A 20,266-nucleotide genomic window follows, 5' to 3' on the forward strand; every position below is an offset into this window, starting at 1 on the left:
CTCAATATTTGACCGTGAACGAGGCATCGAGGCCCCAGAATTTGCGGAAGTCCGATGCAAAGCGCGGCGAGAGCTTCATCGCATTGGCGTGCATCTTGCCGACCTCGGGGGCGAAGTCGGAAGCCGCGACTCGCTTGGCTTCCGTGGCGATCCATTCCGAGACGGGGATCGAAGCCGCGATGCGATCCTTGCGCATCTGCTTGCGCAGGGCGACGGTGGCCCCGAGATCCGGTTCCAGGCGATCCACCTCGGCCGCTTCGCGCAGCACGATGCCGAACACGGCTCTCGCCGCTTCCGGCGTAAGGAAGCCGTTCTCGACGTCATAGGCTGTCTTGACGGGGTCGCGCTCCAGCACGTCGCCATAGCCGCCGCCGCCATTGTAGGAATGGGTGAAGATGTCGCCCGATTTGTGCGGCGCCGTGATGTACGGCCCCTCGTCGGTGACATGCTTGCCCTCGACCAGCCTCTCCAGATCCGAGCGGTAGGGATCGGTGCCGATGGTATGGGGCAGGGGCTTCCTGTCGGCTACCAGCTCGGCGATGTTGGTGTCGCGCACGGCCCGGTGCATCTGGCAGGTCGGCGCGGGATAACCGCCGCACATGCCGCCATTGTCGAATACGCGGGAGGAGTGCTCGGAGGTCATCAGGCGCAGATGGTTGGTCTTGTTGATCAGCCAGGTCGAGATGAAGGCGCAGCCGCCGCGATATTTGCCGGATCCGCCGGAGTTGGGCAGGATCGAACGGCCGATATAGAGCATCGGCATGTTCTGTTCCCAGATCTCGATATTGCCCATGTCGGATTCGGGGTTCCAGCCGACATAGGCGGTGTCGAGCCCGTCCTTTATGGCGAGCGCGCCGGAGCCGGCGGCGGCGCATTCGAAATGCGCCATGCCGAACAGCGTGCCGTATTGGCTCTCGCCGCCCATCTCGATCATCGGCGAGTTGACCTGGCCGACGAAGACTTCCTCGATGAAGCCGCGGGCCAGGAAGCCGCGCGAGAGCAGGCGCTGGAACACGCCGTAGGCCGGCAGCAGCAGAGCCCAGGAGGTCGCGGTCGCCACCATCTCGTTGTCGGGATTGGTCCAGGTGCCCTTGGGCAGCTTCAGTTCGGTGGCCATCCAGGCGCCGTCATTGACGAGGCCTTCGAAATTCATGTGCTGGGTGAGGGTGACGAACATGCCGCCGTCCATGCCGGCCGGCGTGCAGTTCATCGAATGGTAACCCCAGGGCTGGGTGCCCTCGAAGTCCAGCGTGATCTTGCCGTCGGTGGTGATCTCCATCTCGACGGGGATGTTGTAGAGCCAGTCTGGATCGCCCAGCGGCTGGAAGCCCGGCTTGCCCGCGGTGACATGGCCGTAGAAGGTGTGGCCGCGATAGACACCGGGCACGGTGAGCTGGCGGGTGCGGGCGAGCTGGCTGATGCGTCCCTCTTCGATGAACTCTTTGGAGATCTGCTTCCAGTAGTCGAGGCCGATCTCGTCGACGAGGGCGATCAGGTTCTCGCGCATGTCGATACAAGAAGCGACCTTGGCCTTCTCGTCGAGCACCCAATAGATCGGCATGCGCAGATTACGCTCGCAGCGGATGACATAGTCGCGGCGGATCTCGTCATTGCTGCCGATCTTCTCGGCACAGACGAACAGGCCTTCGGTGAAGCGTTCCTGGGCGAGGCAGACGTCGCCGCCCGGCGTAATGCCGCCGGCTTCGAGCTCATGGCAAACGGCGCCGGCCCAGCCGATCAGCTCGCCCGAATGGAAAATCGGCACCACGTCCATGACGTCGGGCACCTGCACCGTGCCGATGAAGGCGTCGTTGTTGGCGAAGATGTCGCCGGGATTGATGCCGGGATTGGCCTCGTAGCCCTCGCGGATCATCCACTTAATGAAGCGGCTCATGGTGTGGACATGCACCATGATGCCGTTGGAGAGCGCGATGGCATCGCCTTCCGGCGTGTAGAGCGCCACCACCATCTCGCCGACTTCGCGCACGCCGGGTGAGGCGGAGATGCGGCGGGCCATCTCGCGGGCCGAGACGCAATAGGCGCGCAGCTTAGTGTGCAATGTCTCGAATTTCAGCGGGTCCTGCTTGCGCAGCTTCAGCGAGGTGATGCCGTCATAGCATCCGGTCTCTTCCATCAGCCGCTCGGACTCCAGCATGCGTTCGCGAAGCGGCATGTGGGCTTTGACGTGATCCAGCATGGGTTTATTCCTCTTCGCTCAAGCGTGGCGGTAATGCAGCAGTGTCCACTCGTCGATGAAGACACTGTCGCCGGGATGGACCACGAGCGTGGTGGCGGGATGCTCGATGATGGCGGGGCCTGCGACCTCATGGCCGGGTTGCAGGCGATCCATCTCGTAGAGATCGGCCTTGTGCCAGCGCCCGCCCATATAGGCCTCGCGCTGTCCTTTGTGGGCCGAAGCCGGGTTGGCGCTGCCGAGCTGCCGCTTGAGCAGGATCGGCTTGACCTTGTCGGCCGTGGCGATCAGGCCGAGCTCCATCACTGAATAACCGGCCGAACCGTAGCGCGAGACGCGATGGTTGATCTTGCCGTAGACCTCCTCGAAGGCGGCAATGATGCTGCGCATGTCGTTCGCCGTGCTGGCATGTTCCAGTGGCGCGGCGACCTCGACGTCTTCGAGCTGGCCCGTATAGCGCATCATCAGGAACGGCACTGTCCGGATCTTCTCGCGGGCATGGCCATCGGCCATCATCTCGTTGATCGCGGCCTCCTTGAGTTCGTCCCAGACGACCGAGATGCGCTTGGCCGTAGCGGCGAGCGGGTCGTCGCCTGCATTGCTCGCGATATCGATCTGCGTCGAGATCGAATGGCGGCGCATATAGTCGGCCGTGGTGCAGCCAAAGGCCGAGAACGCTGCGGCGAACTGGAAGGTGATGATGTCCTTGAAGCCGATGCCCCGGCTGCAGCCCGCCAGGTGCAGCGGCCCTGAGCCGCCATAGGACAGCAGGGTGAATTCGGACGGGTGGATGCCCTGGCCCGAGATGACACGCCGCAGGGCGTTGTTGGCATCGGCCTCCAGCATGTCGATCATGCCTTCCGCTGCCTCGTGCAGGGGGACGCCGAGAATGTCGGCGCATTGTTCCTTGAAGGCCTTGGTCGCCATCTCGACGTTCAGCTTGACCTTGCCGCCCAGGAAGTAGTCCGGGTTGAGGCGACCGAGAATGGCGTCGCAGTCGGCGATGGTCGGGCGGGTGCCGCCGCGATTGAAGCAGATCGGGCCGGGATCGGAACCGGCACTCTCAGGCCCAAGGCTGATCTTGCGGGTGAGGGGATCGACCTTGAGGATCATGCCGGCGCCGGCGCCGATGGTGTCCAGATGCAGCGTCGGCACGTTGAGCTTGAACCGGTCCATGATCGGCTCGTTCTCGATGCGGGTCTGGCCGCGGGTGATCACGCCCATGTCGAACGAGGTGCCGCCCATGTCCGAGCAGATCAGCGAATCATTGCCGATCAGCTTGCCGACATAGGCCGCGCCCAGGATGCCGCCGATAGGGCCGGAGATCATGGTCTCGTGCAGGCGGGGATGGTCGATCGAGGTGAGGCCGCCGAAGGAGAGCAGAGTCTGCACGCGATAGCGGTAGCCATGCTTCTTCGAGATGTCCTCGATGCCCTTGAGCTGCCTGCGGCCACGCGAGGTGGCATAGGCCTCGATCAGCACCGAGTTGAGGCGCGACTGCTCGCGGATCACCGGGCGGACCTCATGGCTGGTATAGACCAGGATCTCGACACCGGCCTTGGCGATCTCCTCACGGGCGATCTCGGCGATGCGCTTCTCATGCGTCGGGTTGACATGGGAGAACACCGTCATGATGCAGATGGCATCGACCTTGTCGGCGATCAGCTTGCGAACCGACGTCCCCACCTCATGCTCATAGAGCGGGATGATGACATCGCCGAACTGGTCGACACGCTCGGTGACGCCATGGGTGCGGCGGCGGGGCACCAGCGGGTCGGGATGGTGGTGGGTGATGGCGTGCAGGCGGTCGGCATAGGAGTAGTCGGCCCAGGCCTGCAGGCCGCGGCCCATCAGGATCATGTCCTCCAGGCCCTTGGTGGTGATCAGGCCGAGCTTGCGCCCTGTGCGGGAGAGCAGGGTGTTGAGCATGCCGGTGCCCGAATAGAGCACCACGTCGATGCCGGAGAACAGATCGTCCAGCGAAATGCCCCAGGCCTCGGCGGCGTCGGCGGCGGAGATGATGAAGCCTTCCGACTCATCGCGCGGCGTGGTCGCCGCCTTGCCGATCTTGAAGTGGCCGTTCTCGTCGACGAGGATGGTATCGGTCATGGTGCCGCCGGCATCGATGCCGATGACGATGGGATTGCCGATTTCTGCGCTTGCCGTGGTCATCGCGGTCCCTGTCTCGTGTGAGCTGGGGACAGGTTAGGCGGGGGACTGCACGCCTCGCCATGTGCCTCGGGTCACTACTGGGAGCGCGGACATCCTGTCCGCTCTTGAAACGATGACGCTTAAGGAAAGGTCACGCTCCTACTTGCAAGCGCGGTGGTTCAAAGGCGGACAGGATGTCCGCGCTCCCAGCAACTACCCGAATTGCGGCTTGGTGAGCATCAGCCAGAGGATGCCGAGCACCGCTGCGAAGGCAGGAAACCCGCAGATGAACCAGATGCGGAAAAGGCGATAATAGTCTGGCGGAAGCGCGGAATTCTCCTTCACCGCCTGGCGGGCGAGGTCGCGCATCTTGAGCTGGATCACCACCACCGGCAGCCAGAACAGGCCGGTGAACACATAAAGGGCGAGCGAGGCGAGGATCCAGCCGGAGGTCATCGGCCAGCCGATTTCCGTAGCGAGCAGGGCGCCGGTGAAGGGCTGCGCCACCACCGCCGAGGCAGTGAAGACGAGATCTGCGGTCACCACCGTACCGGCGACATGAGCGATGATCCTGGGGTCGTCGGTGCGGTGGGCCATCAGCATGAAGAAGGCGATGCCGGCTCCGGTGCCGAGCAGGACGGTGGCGCCGATCACATGCAGCCAGAGCAGCACATCGACATAGGTCATCGCGCATCCCTTATCGCTAGGGCGACGAGAGCCAGAACCGCGGCCGGCAGCGTCTTGACGAAGGGGCCGAGCGGATCGAGCCAGAGATCCGGCGTAAACAGCGTACCGGCGAGGAGATACGCAGCGGTCACACCGATCATGCCGATAGCGGCGGCCGGCATGGTCCGACGGAAGAGCATGGCCGCTCCGAGTGCGACGTCGACCAGGGCGCCGCCATAAACGGCCAGGCCGGCGGCGCCGGGGCCGAAGCCGCGGCTGGTCAGGACGGCCAGGGCGCTGTCGGCCTCGGACAGTCCGATCAGGCCCGAGGCGAGCCAGAACAGGCCGAGCGTGACGATGATCACCGGCTTCAGCAGGAAGAGATGGGCGAACCATCGGCCCCTGGCCGAGCCGTCGATCACGTTGAAGATCTCGGGCAGGGGGCTGAGTGATCGCCCGGTCACCGCGGCGAGAGGCCTGGGATCGCCATCGATGCCGGCGAGGATCTGGTGCAGCGAGGTCGTGCGCATCGGTGGGCGCCAGCCGAGCCAGCCGGCGGCGTCGCCGAGACGGAAGATCAAGCGGAAGACCCACAAGGGCAGGTGCAGCGTGCGCGCCGGCGGGAAGCCGAGGCGGCTGCGCAGATGGCGCGCGATGTCCTCGAGCGAATGCGCCCTGTCCTCGACGAGGTCGTAGATCCGCCGGTCGGGCAAGTCTCCCTCGACCGCTGCGCGAGCGATCGCCGCGACGTCATCGAGCGCGACCGAGCGGATCGGCGGCGCCGACGGCAGCGGCGTCACGAAGGGCAGGCCGGCCAGCGCGTGGAGCAAGGCGCTGCCGCCATAGGCCTGTGCGCCAAGGACGAGACCGGGACGCAGGATCGTCCATGCCAGGCCCGAGCCTAGCAGCGCCTCATCGGCCATGCCCTTGGAGCGCATGAAGACGGTCGCGGCGTCCAGGTCGGCACCCACGGCCGAGATCTGCACGAAGCGCTCGACCTCAGCCTGCTCACAGGCCTCGAACAGCGCCACCATGGCCAGCGACTGCGTGACCATGACATCGTCGCCTGGCCCGTCTTGCAGCACGCCCGCGGCGTTGATGACGGCATCGATATCCTGCAGCAACGGCAGCCAAGCCTGCGCGGTGACGAGATCCTTGAGATCATGCTGCAGCCAGCGCACGCGCGGCTGCCGGAGCCGAGCCTGGGCGACGGAGCGGCCAAGACCGGTCACCTCATGCCCGGCCGCCAGCAGGGTCGAGACAATGGCCGAGCCGATCAGGCCGTAACCGCCGGGAACGAGAATGCGCATGCGTGCCCTTTGCCTTGTTTGGCAGCAGGAGGCAAGGCGTGAACAGTCAGGGGATCGTTTCAGTTTATCGTTGCGTTGCCTCAGCGTCATTGCGAGCGAAGCGAAGCAATCCAGAGTTGAAAGGGCGGTACCTGTAGCCCTGGATTGCTTCGCTTCGCTCGCAATGACGAGTCCCCCGAGCGACATGTTGCTCCCCTGTCGGCTGCCGGTTGCTACAATCGACCTTTCGCCATTAAAAGGTCATCTCACATTTCCACATACGAAGCGGGGACTGGGCACGATTTTCATCAAGGAGTTTCAGGGTTGAGCCGCTTTGCCTCGACAGTCGAGTTCTATGAGCGCTTTCGCGCACCCTATCCCGCCATCTTTTTCGAGGAGGTCGCCACCGCCCTCGACATCACACCTGAAAAGTCGCTGATCGATCTCGGCACCGGGCCGGGGCTGATCGCGCTCGGCTTTGCACCCTATGCCGGCGCCATCACCGCGGTGGATCCCGAACCCGCAATGCTTGCCCTCGCGAGGCAGGCCTCGGCTCGGGCCTCGCGCCCCGTCGCCTTCGTGGAAGGCACCGCCGAGTCCCTGCCGGCGGGCCTCGGCCCCTTCGAGTTCGTCACCATCGGCCGAGCCTTGCACTGGATGGATCCGGCTCCGACCAGGACAGTGCTCGATCGCCTGGTGGTGCCCGCCGGGGCCATCGCGATCTGCGCCTCGAGCACGGCCAAGGACGGCCGCAACACCTGGCTCGAAGCCTATGATGCCCTGCGTGTGCGTTGGGGGCAGGCCAAGCCTGACCGCTCCTCCAAGATCGATCTGCCGGCTTTCTTTGCAGGGACACGCTTCGCGGTGAGCGAGAAGATCGTGGTGCTGACGGAACAGACCATTCCGGTGGAAGATCTCGTCCACCGTATCCTCTCTTTCTCCTCCACCTCGCCGGCCATCCTCGGGGACAGGGTCGACGCCGTGCTGGAGGAGGCACGTGGCGTGCTGGCGCCCTTCGGCCAGGACGGCAGGATTATCGAGACGGTCGAGAGCACGGCGACGATTATCCGGTAGCAGCCCTTTCGCCCAGCTTCTTATCGAAGACTGTGCGCCATGTCTTGACCAGGGCATTGCGCCGGCCGGGGTAGCGTTCGCCCGTCTCCTGCGCTGTTGCGATACGATCGGTGCGGAAGTGACGAAAATCCTGGCGCAACTCGCACCAGGCCGCGAGAACACGCACCTCTTCCATGAAACCCAGCGCAATCGGCCAGATCACCCGAGCGGATGCCTTGCCCTCGACATCGCTGTAGGTGATTTCGAGCTTGGCCTGCGCCCGGATGGCGGCGCGGTAGACCTTGAGATCGACGGGATTATCGGGGAAACGTCGCTTGGGAGGCCCGGGCATGGCGACGGGATTCTGCGCCGTCTCGCGCAAAGCGGGGGGTAGCACGGCCTCGATCTTCGCCAGGGCCTCCTTGGCGGCCTGGCTCAGCACGGGATCGCCGCGTTGGTCGACATAGCGCAGGCCCAGCACGATCGCCTCGGTCTCATCCGCCGACAGCATCAGGGGAGGCAGGAAGAGTCCCGGCCGCAGCACATAGCCGAGGCCCGCTTCCCCTTGTATGGGAGCGCCCTGGGCCACCAGCTCGGCGATGTCGCGATAAAGCGTGCGCTCGGAAACCTCAAGTTCCCCAGCCAGGGCCGCCGCCGTCACCGGCAGGCGCTTGCCGCGCAGAAGCTGCAGCAAAGTGAGAAGGCGGCTGGTACGGGCCATGGCGATACTGTCCGATTGAGGCGCAGATATCCTACAGCATTTGCTGACAGTAATTGTCAGGAGTCTTCCGGAGGCAGGGCGCCGTCGGCACGCAACTCGCGCTGAGCGGTCAGCCCGTGCCGGCGCCGCTACGCGTCGCCCGCGCCCGTTCCGATGACCGCGCCTTGCGTCGCTCCTCGCGCAGTTCCTCAAGCGTGGGAATCCACCAGCCGCGGGCCAGTTCGCGCCCGCTCGGGGGCCAATGCGCCGGCCAGGTCGCGACCAGTTCGGCATGCGAGGGTTTGCGCCAGAGCCCCCAGACCAGCGTTCCCATGCCATCCCCGACGCCCGGATAGAAGCGCTGGAGGATGTCCGCGTCAGCCACTTCGCCGGTGACGTCGGTGAAGTGCACGGCGCCATGGGCGGTCATGACGATGCGGTCGGAGGGCGGCAGGTCGTCGGCCGGCACGGGATAGCGCTGGCGACGGCGCTCATTGGCCTTTGCCTTTGCCTCCTCATGTTCGGCGGTGCCGCGCCGCTCCTCCTGCCGTTTTCGCTTTGCCTCGGGCTCGTTGCGCTCGGCGGCTTCCTCGATCGCCGGCCAGCGCTGGCGCAGCTCGTGCCAGGAGCGATAAGGCACGCGCCAGGCCTTCAACGCCTCGTCCCAGGCAGCCCAGGGCACCTGGCGCAACTCCTCGATCACCGTGCGGGAATAGGGTGTACGGACCTCGATATCCTCGCCGGCCCGCAGATAGCGGCTTTCGATCGGCTCGAACTGGAAGGCATCGCGGCCGCGCTCATCCGCATAAGCCAGCACGCCGCTGAGCTCGCGCCCGAGCCAGCGGTCGAGCCGCTTGACCGCCCGCGAGCCCGGCACGAACCAGGCCTTGAGATCGTCGCGCCAGCGGGCGCGTGGGAAGGCGGCGCGAAAACGTTCCACCGTCATGCGGTCATAGGGAAAGCTCGCCGTCGCACCGGCCGTCTCCCCCTCGGCAGGCCTGACGTCGAAGCCTTGCGGATCACGACTCATGCCGGCAATCCCTTGCAGTCCGGCAGCAAGAGAACCGCCGAAGGCGCTGCATTGCAATGGCTTGCCTGCGAGGAAAATGCCGGGCGCTCCAGCAACGCGCCCGGCATTCTCAGGGACGCCTGCGGGGGAGGGCGTCCGGACTTGGATAACCAACGGCGGGTGGGGCGCTTTGTTCCCCGGATCTGGCCGACAGCCGCCCATGCAGCAGAGCAAGGACGGCGGCTTCTTCCGGCCGCAACCGCGAGAGATCTTCCTTCAGCTCGCGCTCCACTTCCGACTGAATGTTCAGCACAAGATTGCCGTCGAGATAGACGTTGAGAATCCCCGGGTGGACATAGCATTTGCGGCAGATGGCAGGCGTGTTGCCGAGCCTTGCCGCCACCGTCTCGATGGCGGCCTTGAGATTGCGTTTGGCCTGCGCCTCGCTGTCGAAGCGCTGCAACTCGTTGAGGGCGAGCGCCGCCAGGATGGTGCCGGCCCAGGTGCGAAAATCCTTGGCGGTAATCTCCTCGCCCGAGATTTCCTGGAGATAGTCGTTCACGTCGCTTGAACTCACTGCGTGAATGTCGCCGCCGCCATCGCGGTATTGCAGGAGCTGCTGGCCCGGCAATTCCTGGCAGGAGCGGATGATCCTGGCGACACGCCGGTCGCGGACGCCGAGGGACCATTTCTTCCCACTCTTGCCGGTGAACTGGAAGCGAACCTCGCTGCCATTGATCCGGGCATGCCGGTTCTTCAGCGTCGTCAGACCGAAACTCTTGTTTTGGCGGGCATACTCGTCATTGCCGATGCGGATGAGCGTGGTTTCCAGAAGATGCACCACGCTCGCCAGCACCTTCTCGCGCGGCAGGCCGGGGAGCGCCATCTGCTCACGCACCTTCATCCGTATGGCGGGCAGGGCGCGGGCGAATACGGCCATATGCTCGAACTTGTTGGCCTCGCGATTGGCACGAAACTGCGCATGATAGCGATACTGCTTGCGGCCCCTGGCGTCGCGCCCGGTTGCCTGGATATGCCCGCTGGGAGAGGGGCAGATCCACACATCCGTCCAGGCCGGCGGTATGGCCAGTTTGCGAATGCGTGCCAGGGTTGCTGCCTCGCGCACCAACGCGCCATTGCGGCGCGTATAATGGAATCCTGTGCCGGCGCGGCGGCGGGCGATACCCGCCTCATCGTCGCTGACATAGCGAAGGCCAGCCTCCACAGCAGCCAGTTCCGCCACCGTCTGGGTATCGGTCGAGGATTCTCGTACGGCTTCGAGCATGGAGAGAGCTCCGGTGGCCTGCCGCGGCAGGGTCGGACTCTAACGAGCAGGGGGTCTTGCGGTTCCGAGGCATGGAACAATGCCGGCGCCAGCGGGATTTTAGTGGAAACAGGAGGTTGCCATGTCCACTATCGAGAAAGACAAGGTCCAGCCTGCTCCGCGTGAAGGCCGTGATGATCCTGTACGCGTGACGGCGGATACCGCCCGGCAGGGGCCGGACGGACATCGAGTCCTCTACGTTCTGCTCGGTGGATTTGTCGGCGCGGCCCTTGCTTGCTTCATCCTCTACGCCTTCTGGAGTTCCTGATCGCCGTTGATCAGGCACCGATGTGAAGGACGATCTCCCGCCGGTGCGGGCGGTCGCGATGTTCGAAGAGATAGAGGCCCTGCCAGGTACCGAGCAGCAGGCCGCTGCCGCCGATGGGAATCGATATCGAGGCCTGCGTCAGGGCTGATTTGATGTGGGCCGGCATGTCGTCGGGCCCTTCAAGCCTATGGACGAGGTAGCGCATCGAAGCATCGGTCGCCGGCGGCACCAGGCGCGCGAAGAAGGCTTCGAGATCCGTCCTCACGTCGGGATCGGCATTTTCCTGGACGATCAGCGAGGCCGAGGTATGCCGCACGAAGGCGGTGAGGAGCCCGGTCTCCACCTTGCTGCGCCGGATGAAATCCACTGCATGGCCGGTAATTTCATAGAGACCCTGGCCTGAGGTCTGGATGGTGACCGCTGTCTGAGGCATGCGCCTTGATGGGCGCACGGCGCTGATCGTGTCAAGGCGACCGCCCTCAGGTGGCGGCGGGCGATTTCTCCGGTCCCGGCAATACTGACGTCAGCAGGAGGCAGAGGAAGGCACCCGCCGCAGCCGCCAGGAATCCGTCAATGAAGGAGAGCACCGCCGCCTGCTTGGAGACGGCCGAAGCAAGCAGACTTGTCGCCCTTGCCGAAGCCACCGCGAGGTCCGAAGTATGTGCCCCGACCGCATTGCGATAGGTCGCAAGCCGATCCGCCGTGAGCCCGGCCAGGCTGTCGACATGCAGGCCGATCAGGTTGGAATGGACCTGCTCGCGTATGCGCACGAAGGTCTGCATGAAGGCGGTGCCGATTTCCCCACCGAACAGGCGGCTCAACTGCAGGAGGGCGCCGATGGTGAGGGCGTCAGTCGGATTGATGGCCTGTACCGCCAATACGATCAGGGCCGTGAGTGCAAAGGACTGGCCGAGCGCCTGCAGGACCTGGGAGGCCAGGAAGTTGTCCGTGGCCCAGTCGCTGGTGAGCTGCGACGCCATCAGGCAAGCGATGCCGACCAGGGCCGAGCCGATGGCCAGCACCCAGCGCCCATCCACGCGCTGCAGGATGTAGCCGAGCGGCAGCATGATCGCGAGTTGGGGCAGGGCGATCCAGAGCAGCACGGCACCGACCTGTAATTCGCGGAAATTCTGCACCGACTGCAGATAGGTCGGGATGATGTAGGCGGTCGACAGGATGATGAAGCGAAAACCCGCCAACAGGAGCAGGATCAGCACGAGATGGTGGCGCATCAGGATGCGCAGGTTGAGGAAGGGTTGCCTTGTGACCCATAATTCCCGGATCACGAAGGCCGTTGTCACCAGACCACCGGAGATGAGGAGGCCGTTCACCAGGCCGTTGCTGGTCCAGTCGAGCCGGTTGCCCTGGTCGAGCCCGGCATAGAGCAGGCAGAAGCCAAGGCCGGCATAGGCAAGGCCCGGCCAGTCGAGATGGCGCAAGAGGTCCGTTTTGATGTTTTCGCGAGGTATGCCGTACCAGACGCAAGCGAACATCAGCGGCAACATCCCGCAATATTGCCAGGTGATCCAGCGCCAAGAGAAGTTGTCGGAATACCAGCCCTCGAGCGAGGCGGCGACATTCTGCGACAGCTCTGAATTCATGGCGTAGACGGCAATGCCGTAGACGACGAGCCGCGCCGGCAGGCTGCGCACGATGAAGCTGATGGTCAGTGGAATGAAGGTGCCCGAGCCGACGCCTGCCATGAACTGCATGGCAAGGAAAGCATTGAGATTGGGCGAGAACGGCGCCAGCAGGCTTGCGACGAACAGCAGGATGATGCCGAGCAGCAGCACGCGCCGCACGCCGAAGATCACGCCGAGATAGGGGCAGGATACGCCCACCAGCATCTGGCCAAGCCCGAAGCTCGTGGTCATCCAGGCGCCTTCGTCGAAGCTCAGATGCAGGCCGCCGCGCAAATCCGCCAGGCCGAAACTGGTGACGCGGCTGCCGAGCGTCGACATGATCGCCCCGAGCAGTACCCCGAGGATGCCGATATAGGGCCGCAGCGTATCGATGTTCAGGCGTGGGTGAAAACGCGATATCGGATGAAGAGCGACACCCGCCGCGGTGATGGGGGCGAAATGCAGCCTCATGGCTTGGCAGCCGCTGCTGCAGCCGCGCCATCCGTGCTCTTGCTGTCGGTGTCGATGGTGGCGACGACTGACATGCCCGGCCGTACCAGTGTGCCAAGGGCGGGATTGCTGTCGAGCACGATCTTCACCGGAACGCGCTGTACCACCTTGGTGAAATTGCCGGTGGCGTTATCGGGTGGCAGCAGGGCGAAAGTGCTGCCCGTGCCGGGCGACCAGGCCTCGACATGGCCTGTCAGCACCAGATCTGGAAAGGCGTCCACGGTGACCTTGGCACTCTGGCCGAGGCGCACATTGGTCATCTGTGTCTCCTTGTAGTTCGCGGTGACCCAGATGTTTGGAAGAGGCACGACGGCGATGACCTGCGTGCCGATATTGACGAACTGGCCGGGCCGGACCTGGCGCTGGCCGACCAGGCCGTCGGCCGGCGAGACGATGTGCGTATAATTGAGATTGTTGGTCGCCAGCGCCAGCTGCGCCTCGGCCGCCTTGATCTGGGCGTTGACCTGTTGCTCCTGGATGTCGAGGCCGGTCAGCAGGGCTTTCTGCTGGTCGAGCTGAGCCCCGTTCAGGGCCCTCACGGCGATCGCGCGCTTGGCGTTGGCATCGGCCTGCTCGACGAATTGCTGTGTGCCCGCCGTACCGTCCTTGAGCAGGTCACGCTGGCGTACCGCCTCGGCCTGGTAGCGCAGTACATCCGCATCTGCGGCATCGATGTTGGCGCCGGCCTGGCGGATCAGGGCATTCTGGACATTCTTCTGGTTGGCGATGTTGGCAAGGCTTGCCTGTGCCGCCGACAGATTGGCCTGGGCGAGTTCGAGCTGGGCCTGGTAGTCGGACGGGTCGATGGTGGCGATCAGGTCACCCTTGTGGACGGTCTGGTAGTCCTGGACCGCCACACTCTGGATATAGCCGGAGACGCGGGCGGAGAGCGGGGTGACATCGCCGGCCACATAGGAGTCGTCCGTGACAGCCAGGCGCGCGGCGCCGGTCCAGCGGTTCCAGTTGCCGGCCACATACCAGACCAGCCAGGCGGCCACGATCAGGAAGCCGCCCCGCAGGGCCGGGTAGAGCCAGCGCGACAACATGCTGCGCGGGGGCGGTTCGGAAGCCGGTGATTTCTCGACTGCATCCGACATCCCTACCTCCAAATGTGTACGAGCCCACCCCGCAGCTATTGATAATAAAATCGCGGTGGGAGTCCACGGATATGGAAGGGCGGGTTGCAGACTTTGGCTTCTGCCGCGCTCAAACATAAGGCCCGATTGTTCAGCAATCGGGCCTTAAAGCGTTCTACGATGTGACGGAATCGGCAAGAAGCGCAAAGGCGCGTCGAAACAAAGAATTGGAGCAAAGCAGCGTTTACGCTTAAACGCGCTTTGCTCCAGGCATCGACGGATCTGGATCGGCCAGCGTCTTAAGCGCGGCCGGGGGTCATCACTGGCCGGACGGATTTTCGTTTGGCAGCGGCAACTCGTTGGTCAAGAAGGCAACCTCGGTGCGGTTCTTCGCCTTTATCTTGCGCATGATGTTGCGGATATGCACCTTCACGGTGCTCTCCGTCATGTTGAGCTTGTGGGCGATGATCTTGTTGGGCTCGCCCTTGCGTACGCAGGCGATGATCGCCAGCTGGCGCTCCGTAAAATGGGTCTGGCCCTCATTCGCGGCGGGCTGAGGCTCGGGCGGCGCGGTATAGGCCTGGCGGGCCGACAGCAGGCCGCTGGCGGGCACGAAAGTGCCGCCGACCTTCACGATGCGGATGGCTTCGATGGCGACTTCGAGGCTGAGACTCATTGTCACGAAGCCGCGGGCTCCCCTTTCGAGGGCGCTCACCATGGTCGCGGGGCCGTCGATGTCGGAGACAATGACGACGTTGGCGTCCGGTCGGGCCTTCAGGAGCATGTCCAGATCGCGACTGATCGCCAGTTCGGTGGCTTCGCGGCCGCCGGCGCAAAGAAGAATGATTGCAAAGGCGTCATCGACCGAAGCCCTGATCCAGTCTTCGATCGTATCAAACCCTTCCGCTACGAGATTTGCCTCCGATGCGGTTAAGCATTGGGTCAGGCAATCACGCCAGAACGTGCGCCTATCAATTACACAGACGGGGATCTTCAAGTAACGCTCTCCATCAAGTGCCGGACCAAGCTCACCATGCGGTGTCACGGGTTCCTCCTCCCCCTGACTATAATCAGGCAAGGGCTTCTGACTAAATGTCAAATTGCCGCAACTATAATGGCTGCGGCCACGAATTGTTTCCCTTGTGGAGAAACAATTCACGCAAGCTTCAAGAAACCGTACCGTTTAGCTTGGTGTGGTTCGACGCCAACATCGTTTGCCAACGTCTCAACAAGCCCAAGCGGTACGATGACCTAGCAATCTGCGATGAACACCAAATTGGGTAAGCAAGATGTGCGAATTCGCACACACCTCACCGTAGACATAAGAGCTGTATCCAGCGGGACAGCCAGTTCTGCCCGAGTGGCCATATGTTGGAGTCGCCCAGGACCTCGTTCGTTTCTTGGTGGTCGACTCTCGGCCAGGGACGGCTGGGAACCGTCAACTGCATGAAACGCGGGCCTCGTTGTGAGTGCCTTCCCACTGGAAAGGTCCGTAGAAACAGGCGCTTCGGGAGCGGCTGTCTCCAACTGAATTCCGATCAGCGCAAAAGATGGTGCACACGCCCGTGTTTGCGCGGCTTGGTGCGGCGAGTCTGCCGATTGCCATACGGCATGTGGGGGATCGAAAAATTAGCAGCAACGGGGTTCGCCACTCGACCGCGATCCGGCGACGGCAACACACCCGGCCCCGATCGGCTCGCGATCCCGGGGCCATATTTGCACGCAGCGCCCAACTCCTGCCTGTCGGCCATCGGAAAGTTGGCCGTCTACGAGGCGTTCACCCGCGACTCGGGGGAGGGCTGCTTGAAGATGCCGATTGCCGGCACCTGCTGTCCGAAAGGCGCCTTTTGCGCGTGAGCAGGATGCTGTCCTGCGCAACCGTGCCTCTCGCCCGCGTCAGGCTTGCTTGAGGATGGCTCCGGAGTAATTGGTCCAGTGCACCGTATTCAAGATACTGCGGCCCTCGACCTCTATGTCTCCCTCAGCCGTCATAACAATGCGCACGGGACCATAAGCGATGAGATCAATCGTGATGGCACCCGTATCATCGTCGATGGTGAGCATCGACTTATCTTCTTCTAACCATGTCATTCCGTCATGTTTGCTTTTCATCGCTGCCATAACCCGTTTTCTATGAGGAATAGGGAAGTTCAACCATCTGCGAGGTTAGGTCCGGTACTGCTTGCGTGCGACTATGAACGCGTCAACAATAGAGAGCCGAAGGACTTCTTAGGAAACTTGCACGAAATTTCAAGTCCCGCCTCTCTCGGCTTGGAGATTGAAAAAAACATTATAGTACATGATCCATGCATTGCTTTCCGGTATTCAGGGTGAGAGAGGTAGTCTCGGAACTGGCATAGCGTATCGTTTTGCACTATCATACCGTTTGAATGCTTTAGGGGGCGAAACATGAAAGCGCTCGACAAGATATATTATGATATTGTCGATGAGATCGGCAGCGTACCGACGTCTTCTGACGTCAAAAGCATGTTAAATCGTGTCGTTCAGAGTTACGGGTTGCGGACGGCTGCCTATTTCGCCGTAAATATCCCCAGTTCTACAACCGACGATCCTTATCTGGCTGTCACATACTCCGATGATTGGGTTGAGCATTACAAGAGCGAAAATTACATAAGAATTGATCCGGTCCTTCGCGAGGGATTTTCCGCGGTTTTGCCGATCGATTGGCGCAAATTCGATCTGAAGGGGGCCAAACTGAGGGCCTTTTTCGGCGAGGCTTCCGAGTTTGGGCTTGGCCGGCAGGGTCTGACCTTTCCGATACGCGGCCGTCATGGGGAGCGGGCTCTCTTCACCATCACCAGTGACGTTTCCGATGCCGAGTGGGATCAAACCCTGCGCGCCTTCAAACGCGATTTTCAGGTTCTTGCCTATCACATTCACAACGCCATTCTTCGCACCGAAACCGTGGAGGAAGAGGAAGTTCACCTGTCTCCTCGAGAGATCGAGTGCTTGAAATGGGTGGCGCGCGGCAAAACTGTTTCAGAGACGGCTACCATTCTCTCCCTTTCAGATAGGACGGTGCGTTTCTACCTCGACCTGGCTCGTGCAAAGTTGAATGCAACCAATGTCACGCATGCTGTTGCCAAGGCACTAAATATGAGCATTTTTTTCGGCGTGAGGTAACCCGTCAAATCTGCCGTATTTCTAAAAGAGTATATCCTTAAGTATAGTCGAGCAGTTTCCGACGGAGGGACTGTTCGATGATTGAAGTGATCCAAAGTTTTCAGCGCCATCTACACACCGAAACCCTCGACGCACTCTATCAACTGCGTGCCAGGGTCTTCAAAGACAGATTGAACTGGGAAGTTGATGTTCAAGAGGGTCGTGAGACCGATTATTTTGACGATTGCGACCCGGTTTATCTAATATCGAGAAATCAGTATACTGGCCGGGTTGAAGGTGGCCTGCGGCTGCTGCCAACAACAGGACCGAATATGCTCCGCGACGTCTTTCCCGTCCTCTTGCCGGACGGCGAGATTGTGGAAAGTCCGTTGATCTGGGAAAGCTCCCGCTTCGCCATTGATCCCGATCTGGCTACCGACGGCAGTCGCCGGTTGCATTCCGTAACCACCGAACTGCTCTGCGGTATCGTCGAGGTCGGCATGCTGGCCGGCATCGACTTCGTAGTCTCGGTCTATGACGCCCGCATGGCGCGCATCTTCAAGCTGGCCAACTGCCCCGCCGATGTCATCGGCGTGCCGACCCGTATAGGCCGGGTGATGACCTATGCCGGGCTGTTCGAGATCAGCGAGGAAATGCGCGGCCGTATTGCAAGAGCTGGCCAGATCACCGGGTCGGTGCTGCTGCCCGATACCAATGTCAACGCCGTTGCGGCCTGAGGCCGCGGCAGGGCCAGATATCCACTATCATCACGCCCGCCGGCAGGCCGCCGGTGCGGGGACAGCGACAAGAGCTCTGAAATTCCCTGCGCATCCACCGGCGCAGGGAGTTTCAGGGCCGTTCTGCAGGTGGCATGGCAAGAAGCGACCACCCCTTGGCGCGCGCGGCGACAGCGCCCCTGCAGGGGCCCGGCGCCAGGAATGTACGGACCAGCCATTGTGCCGCCTCGTCGGCGCTCTCGCCGACGCGCAACAAGGCATCGTCGTCGCTTCGGGCAAGATCGAACTCGAACCGGGCCGGTGACCCCCCGAGCCCGGTGCCCAGGGCTTTCAGGCACGCTTCTTTGCGCGTCCAACTTTCAAGAAGGATGTCGCCTTGCCGTGCGGCGGGGAGGGTCTCGAACTGGCGTTGTTCTGCCGCCGAGAGGATTTGGGGCAGAATGTCCTCCTCGATCGGGCGGATAAGTTCGATATCGACACCCAATTCCATCTCTGACGAGACCGCGAGCGCGGCGCTGTCCTCACTGTGGCTGAGGTTGAAATCGAGGCGCCAGGATTCTGGCTGTGTCAGGCTGTGAGGCTTTCCAGCCGCGCCATAGCCGAATGAGACCTCTTCGGCCCTGCAACCAATGTAATCCGCGAGTATGAAGCGCAGCCGCCCCCGAGCGAGAACGAAGCGCTTCCGGTGCTTCTCGAAGCGAAAAGAGTCCGCTCTTCGGCTCTCATCGGGGGACAGGCTTTGCCAGCAGGCTTCAAGATCCGTGCTCGAGGGATCCAGCGACCATAGCCAGAGATGAACATGTCCGTCGCCAGGACGAGGGGCTGGATTCGTGGAAAGCATGGTTGCCTTATAGCCGGATTCCAACTCTTCCTTGGCTATTCGATAAGATCGAACTCGAAATCCCGGGGAGATTTCACTTTGCGCTGCTCGCGCGCTGCCACTTGCGATTTTCTTGGAGGACACAGAAGTCGATGCATCAAGATGCGGGCGCACTACTTTTTGTACTATTTTTCGTTTCCCTGCTCCTCCTGCGAGCATTAGCTCTTTGGAGGTACTCGGAAATGTCGCCGTCTCGGGAGTGCCTATATACTCCTTTTGGCGGGTTCTCTCTCTTTTTCCCTATCGCAAGCCCTCAAATTCCGGAATTGAGGCTTGAGTTTGCGGGTCCTAGTATTCAGATGTAATCTTCAATTGGCGTGCCGCCGGTTGTTTGACTAGAGATTCCCGTAGGTCACTCGCAAGACAGACGGAACCGCGCATCGGCGCTTCGATGCTGACTTTGCTCGGTGTTGTATTTATTCTAATTTCATGGGGGGATATTACCCTGCCGGGCAATAGTTTGGCAGCGATAAAATAAATCATGAAAAGCCCAAAGGACAAGTAGGCGCTCGGTTCAGCCTTGGCGCCACGGCCTATTTGCCATCGCTTCCCCTTTCTTCGCAACCAAGATGAGGAATGTTTAACTAGACATAGGGGGCGGCATGCTCCAAAAGCTCCTATAGTGTGAAATGTGCGCGTTCGCACATCGTTTCTTGTTTTACTGGCGTAGTTGGAGCTGGCAAGAAGCGCGAGAGGTACAGGTTGGTGGGCCATCGGTTGGCAGGTATCATGAAGGGTTCGGGGACATGAACATACGTGCTGTTGCAAGACGCCTGGGCCGGCGTCTTGACGGCATGGTCAGCCTGCCCGTTTTGAGTGGTCTCTACGATCGTTATTTTGCCTCGGCCTCTGGGGACATCCGGCTCTTTCGTGGCATCTATTCCGATTTCGTGACGGCACGTGCATCGGCGCCGGCCACCAAGCCGATCGGTTATGACAATGAAGCCTCGGCCCTTCGACTGGAACCCGAGCGTCACCAGGCCTCCCCGACCGACTATCCGGTGATGTTCTGGCTGCAGAAGCTTATCCACGACGATAGCGTTGTCTTCGACTATGGTGGCAACGTCGGCATTTCCTTCTTCAACTTCCGCCGCTATTTCGCCTATCCGCCGGGCATGCGGTGGCTCGTCTGTGACGTTCCGGCCGTGGCAGCCGCTGGTGCGGCAATCGCCAGGGACGAAGGCGCCACTCAACTTTCGTTCACGACCGATTTCGAGGGTTTGGAACAGGCCGACATCTTTCTGGCGTCCGGTGTGTTGCAATATGTGGAGGATCCCGTACGCTCCCTTAGGGAAGCTGTGAAGCGACCTCGACATGTGTTGATCAACAGAACTTCTGTGGTGGACAGCGAGACTGTGGTGACGCTGCAATCCATCGGCACCTCCTTTTGTCCCTATTATCTGTTCAATAGAAAAGAGTTCCTTTCGAAATTCACCGATCTGGGTTATCGTTTGGCTGACGAATGGAAGAATCCGGGGCTTGGTTGTAGAATCCCTGCTCACTCGAAATATAACGTAGATCAATACTCTGGATTTTATTTCGTTCTCGAATAATTTTATGCTTTTTCGGGGCGTTGGGATTGTATTATGTGGAGCTCATTCGGGGCGGCGAATGATAAGGCGTGCCGTGTCGGAACGATTTGTGCGGAGAGAACTCCCAGGGAG

At 61.9% G+C, this 20,266-nt stretch carries 18 protein-coding genes; 5 read left to right on the plus strand and 13 right to left on the minus strand.

Going from position 1 to position 20,266, the window contains the following annotated elements; genetic code table 11:
- Position 1: 1 nt before the first annotated feature.
- From QQL24_RS11720 to QQL24_RS11735, 4 genes are all read right to left on the minus strand, one after another.
- A complete protein-coding gene (locus QQL24_RS11720) occupies positions 2–2,197 on the minus strand; it encodes a hydantoinase B/oxoprolinase family protein (RefSeq protein ID WP_284312215.1) in 2,196 nt (731 codons plus the stop codon).
- A gap of 18 nt (positions 2,198–2,215) precedes the next feature.
- A complete protein-coding gene (locus tag QQL24_RS11725; RefSeq protein ID WP_284312216.1) occupies positions 2,216–4,366 on the minus strand; it encodes a hydantoinase/oxoprolinase family protein in 2,151 nt (716 codons plus the stop codon).
- A gap of 192 nt (positions 4,367–4,558) precedes the next feature.
- A complete protein-coding gene (locus tag QQL24_RS11730) occupies positions 4,559–5,032 on the minus strand; it encodes a DUF2269 family protein (protein WP_284312217.1) in 474 nt (157 codons plus the stop codon).
- Positions 5,029–6,321, minus strand: coding sequence for an SDR family oxidoreductase (locus QQL24_RS11735; protein WP_284312218.1), 1,293 nt, complete (start codon positions 6,319–6,321; stop codon positions 5,029–5,031). The genes QQL24_RS11730 and QQL24_RS11735 overlap by 4 nt, the downstream gene beginning before the upstream one ends.
- Before the next feature lie 303 nt (positions 6,322–6,624).
- Here QQL24_RS11735 and QQL24_RS11740 point away from each other — a divergent pair, with 303 nt between their 5' ends.
- Positions 6,625–7,374, plus strand: coding sequence for a class I SAM-dependent methyltransferase (locus QQL24_RS11740; protein ID WP_284312220.1), 750 nt, complete (start codon positions 6,625–6,627; stop codon positions 7,372–7,374).
- Here QQL24_RS11740 and QQL24_RS11745 read toward each other — a convergent pair.
- The 3 genes from QQL24_RS11745 to QQL24_RS11755 form a co-directional block, all read right to left on the minus strand.
- Entirely contained in the window at positions 7,364–8,074 is a 711-nt protein-coding gene (locus tag QQL24_RS11745; protein WP_284312221.1) for a helix-turn-helix transcriptional regulator, read from the minus strand. The two genes, QQL24_RS11740 and QQL24_RS11745, sit on opposite strands and share 11 nt — an antisense overlap.
- A gap of 109 nt (positions 8,075–8,183) precedes the next feature.
- Entirely contained in the window at positions 8,184–9,083 is a 900-nt protein-coding gene (locus QQL24_RS11750) for a hypothetical protein (protein ID WP_284312222.1), read from the minus strand.
- Between the two features lie 109 nt (positions 9,084–9,192).
- A complete protein-coding gene (locus tag QQL24_RS11755; protein ID WP_284312223.1) occupies positions 9,193–10,347 on the minus strand; it encodes a DNA topoisomerase IB in 1,155 nt (384 codons plus the stop codon).
- A 121-nt stretch (positions 10,348–10,468) separates the two neighbouring features.
- Between QQL24_RS11755 and QQL24_RS11760 the strand changes: the two genes are divergently transcribed.
- On the plus strand, positions 10,469–10,654 hold the full coding sequence (locus QQL24_RS11760; RefSeq protein WP_284312225.1) for a hypothetical protein: 186 nt from the start codon (positions 10,469–10,471) through the stop codon (positions 10,652–10,654).
- Positions 10,655–10,664: 10 nt separating this feature from the next.
- Here QQL24_RS11760 and QQL24_RS11765 read toward each other — a convergent pair whose 3' ends face one another.
- The 5 genes from QQL24_RS11765 to QQL24_RS11785 form a co-directional block, all read right to left on the minus strand.
- Positions 10,665–11,087, minus strand: a complete 423-nt coding sequence (locus QQL24_RS11765; RefSeq protein WP_284312227.1) for a secondary thiamine-phosphate synthase enzyme YjbQ — start codon at positions 11,085–11,087, stop codon at positions 10,665–10,667.
- Between the two features lie 46 nt (positions 11,088–11,133).
- On the minus strand, positions 11,134–12,747 hold the full coding sequence (locus tag QQL24_RS11770; protein ID WP_284312228.1) for an MFS transporter: 1,614 nt from the start codon (positions 12,745–12,747) through the stop codon (positions 11,134–11,136).
- Positions 12,744–13,883 (minus strand): HlyD family secretion protein, encoded by a 1,140-nt coding sequence (locus QQL24_RS11775; RefSeq protein WP_284312230.1) that lies wholly within the window; start codon positions 13,881–13,883, stop codon positions 12,744–12,746. The genes QQL24_RS11770 and QQL24_RS11775 overlap by 4 nt, the downstream gene beginning before the upstream one ends.
- Positions 13,884–14,181: 298 nt before the next feature.
- Positions 14,182–15,021: a LuxR C-terminal-related transcriptional regulator gene (locus QQL24_RS11780; RefSeq protein ID WP_284312231.1), complete on the minus strand. Its 840-nt coding sequence runs from the start codon at positions 15,019–15,021 to the stop codon at positions 14,182–14,184.
- A gap of 737 nt (positions 15,022–15,758) precedes the next feature.
- Entirely contained in the window at positions 15,759–15,983 is a 225-nt protein-coding gene (locus tag QQL24_RS11785; protein ID WP_284312233.1) for a hypothetical protein, read from the minus strand.
- 288 nt (positions 15,984–16,271) lie between these two features.
- Between QQL24_RS11785 and QQL24_RS11790 the strand changes: the two genes are divergently transcribed.
- Both QQL24_RS11790 and QQL24_RS11795 read left to right on the plus strand, forming a co-directional pair.
- On the plus strand, positions 16,272–17,006 hold the full coding sequence (locus QQL24_RS11790) for a LuxR family transcriptional regulator (RefSeq protein ID WP_284312234.1): 735 nt from the start codon (positions 16,272–16,274) through the stop codon (positions 17,004–17,006).
- 77 nt (positions 17,007–17,083) lie between these two features.
- Positions 17,084–17,722, plus strand: coding sequence for an acyl-homoserine-lactone synthase (locus QQL24_RS11795; protein WP_284312246.1), 639 nt, complete (start codon positions 17,084–17,086; stop codon positions 17,720–17,722).
- A gap of 112 nt (positions 17,723–17,834) precedes the next feature.
- Here the strand turns inward: QQL24_RS11795 and QQL24_RS11800 are convergent, their stop codons facing one another.
- On the minus strand, positions 17,835–18,686 hold the full coding sequence (locus QQL24_RS11800; RefSeq protein ID WP_284312247.1) for a 4'-phosphopantetheinyl transferase family protein: 852 nt from the start codon (positions 18,684–18,686) through the stop codon (positions 17,835–17,837).
- Positions 18,687–19,348: 662 nt separating this feature from the next.
- Between QQL24_RS11800 and QQL24_RS11805 the strand changes: the two genes are divergently transcribed.
- A complete protein-coding gene (locus QQL24_RS11805) occupies positions 19,349–20,155 on the plus strand; it encodes a methyltransferase, TIGR04325 family (protein ID WP_284312249.1) in 807 nt (268 codons plus the stop codon).
- The last annotated feature ends 111 nt before the right edge of the window (positions 20,156–20,266 follow it).

The organism is Labrys miyagiensis, from assembly GCF_030160835.1.
In the GTDB taxonomy this organism is placed as follows: domain Bacteria; phylum Pseudomonadota; class Alphaproteobacteria; order Rhizobiales; family Labraceae; genus Labrys; species Labrys miyagiensis.

Bases quoted from the DNA above. Each gene is read 5' to 3' on its own strand.
- QQL24_RS11770 (WP_284312228.1), bottom strand. From the start codon at position 12,747: ATGAGGCTGCATTTCGCCCCCATCACCGCGGCGGGTGTCGCTCTTCAT.
- QQL24_RS11775 (WP_284312230.1), bottom strand. From the start codon at position 13,883: ATGTCGGATGCAGTCGAGAAATCACCGGCTTCCGAACCGCCCCCGCGC.
- QQL24_RS11765 (WP_284312227.1), bottom strand. From the start codon at position 11,087: ATGCCTCAGACAGCGGTCACCATCCAGACCTCAGGCCAGGGTCTCTAT.
- QQL24_RS11785 (WP_284312233.1), bottom strand. From the start codon at position 15,983: ATGGCAGCGATGAAAAGCAAACATGACGGAATGACATGGTTAGAAGAA.
- QQL24_RS11790 (WP_284312234.1), top strand. From the start codon at position 16,272: ATGAAAGCGCTCGACAAGATATATTATGATATTGTCGATGAGATCGGC.
- QQL24_RS11735 (WP_284312218.1), bottom strand. From the start codon at position 6,321: ATGCGCATTCTCGTTCCCGGCGGTTACGGCCTGATCGGCTCGGCCATT.
- QQL24_RS11720 (WP_284312215.1), bottom strand. From the start codon at position 2,197: ATGCTGGATCACGTCAAAGCCCACATGCCGCTTCGCGAACGCATGCTG.
- QQL24_RS11760 (WP_284312225.1), top strand. From the start codon at position 10,469: ATGTCCACTATCGAGAAAGACAAGGTCCAGCCTGCTCCGCGTGAAGGC.
- QQL24_RS11730 (WP_284312217.1), bottom strand. From the start codon at position 5,032: ATGACCTATGTCGATGTGCTGCTCTGGCTGCATGTGATCGGCGCCACC.
- QQL24_RS11805 (WP_284312249.1), top strand. From the start codon at position 19,349: ATGAACATACGTGCTGTTGCAAGACGCCTGGGCCGGCGTCTTGACGGC.
- QQL24_RS11750 (WP_284312222.1), bottom strand. From the start codon at position 9,083: ATGAGTCGTGATCCGCAAGGCTTCGACGTCAGGCCTGCCGAGGGGGAG.
- QQL24_RS11725 (WP_284312216.1), bottom strand. From the start codon at position 4,366: ATGACCACGGCAAGCGCAGAAATCGGCAATCCCATCGTCATCGGCATC.
- QQL24_RS11745 (WP_284312221.1), bottom strand. From the start codon at position 8,074: ATGGCCCGTACCAGCCGCCTTCTCACTTTGCTGCAGCTTCTGCGCGGC.
- QQL24_RS11795 (WP_284312246.1), top strand. From the start codon at position 17,084: ATGATTGAAGTGATCCAAAGTTTTCAGCGCCATCTACACACCGAAACC.
- QQL24_RS11755 (WP_284312223.1), bottom strand. From the start codon at position 10,347: ATGCTCGAAGCCGTACGAGAATCCTCGACCGATACCCAGACGGTGGCG.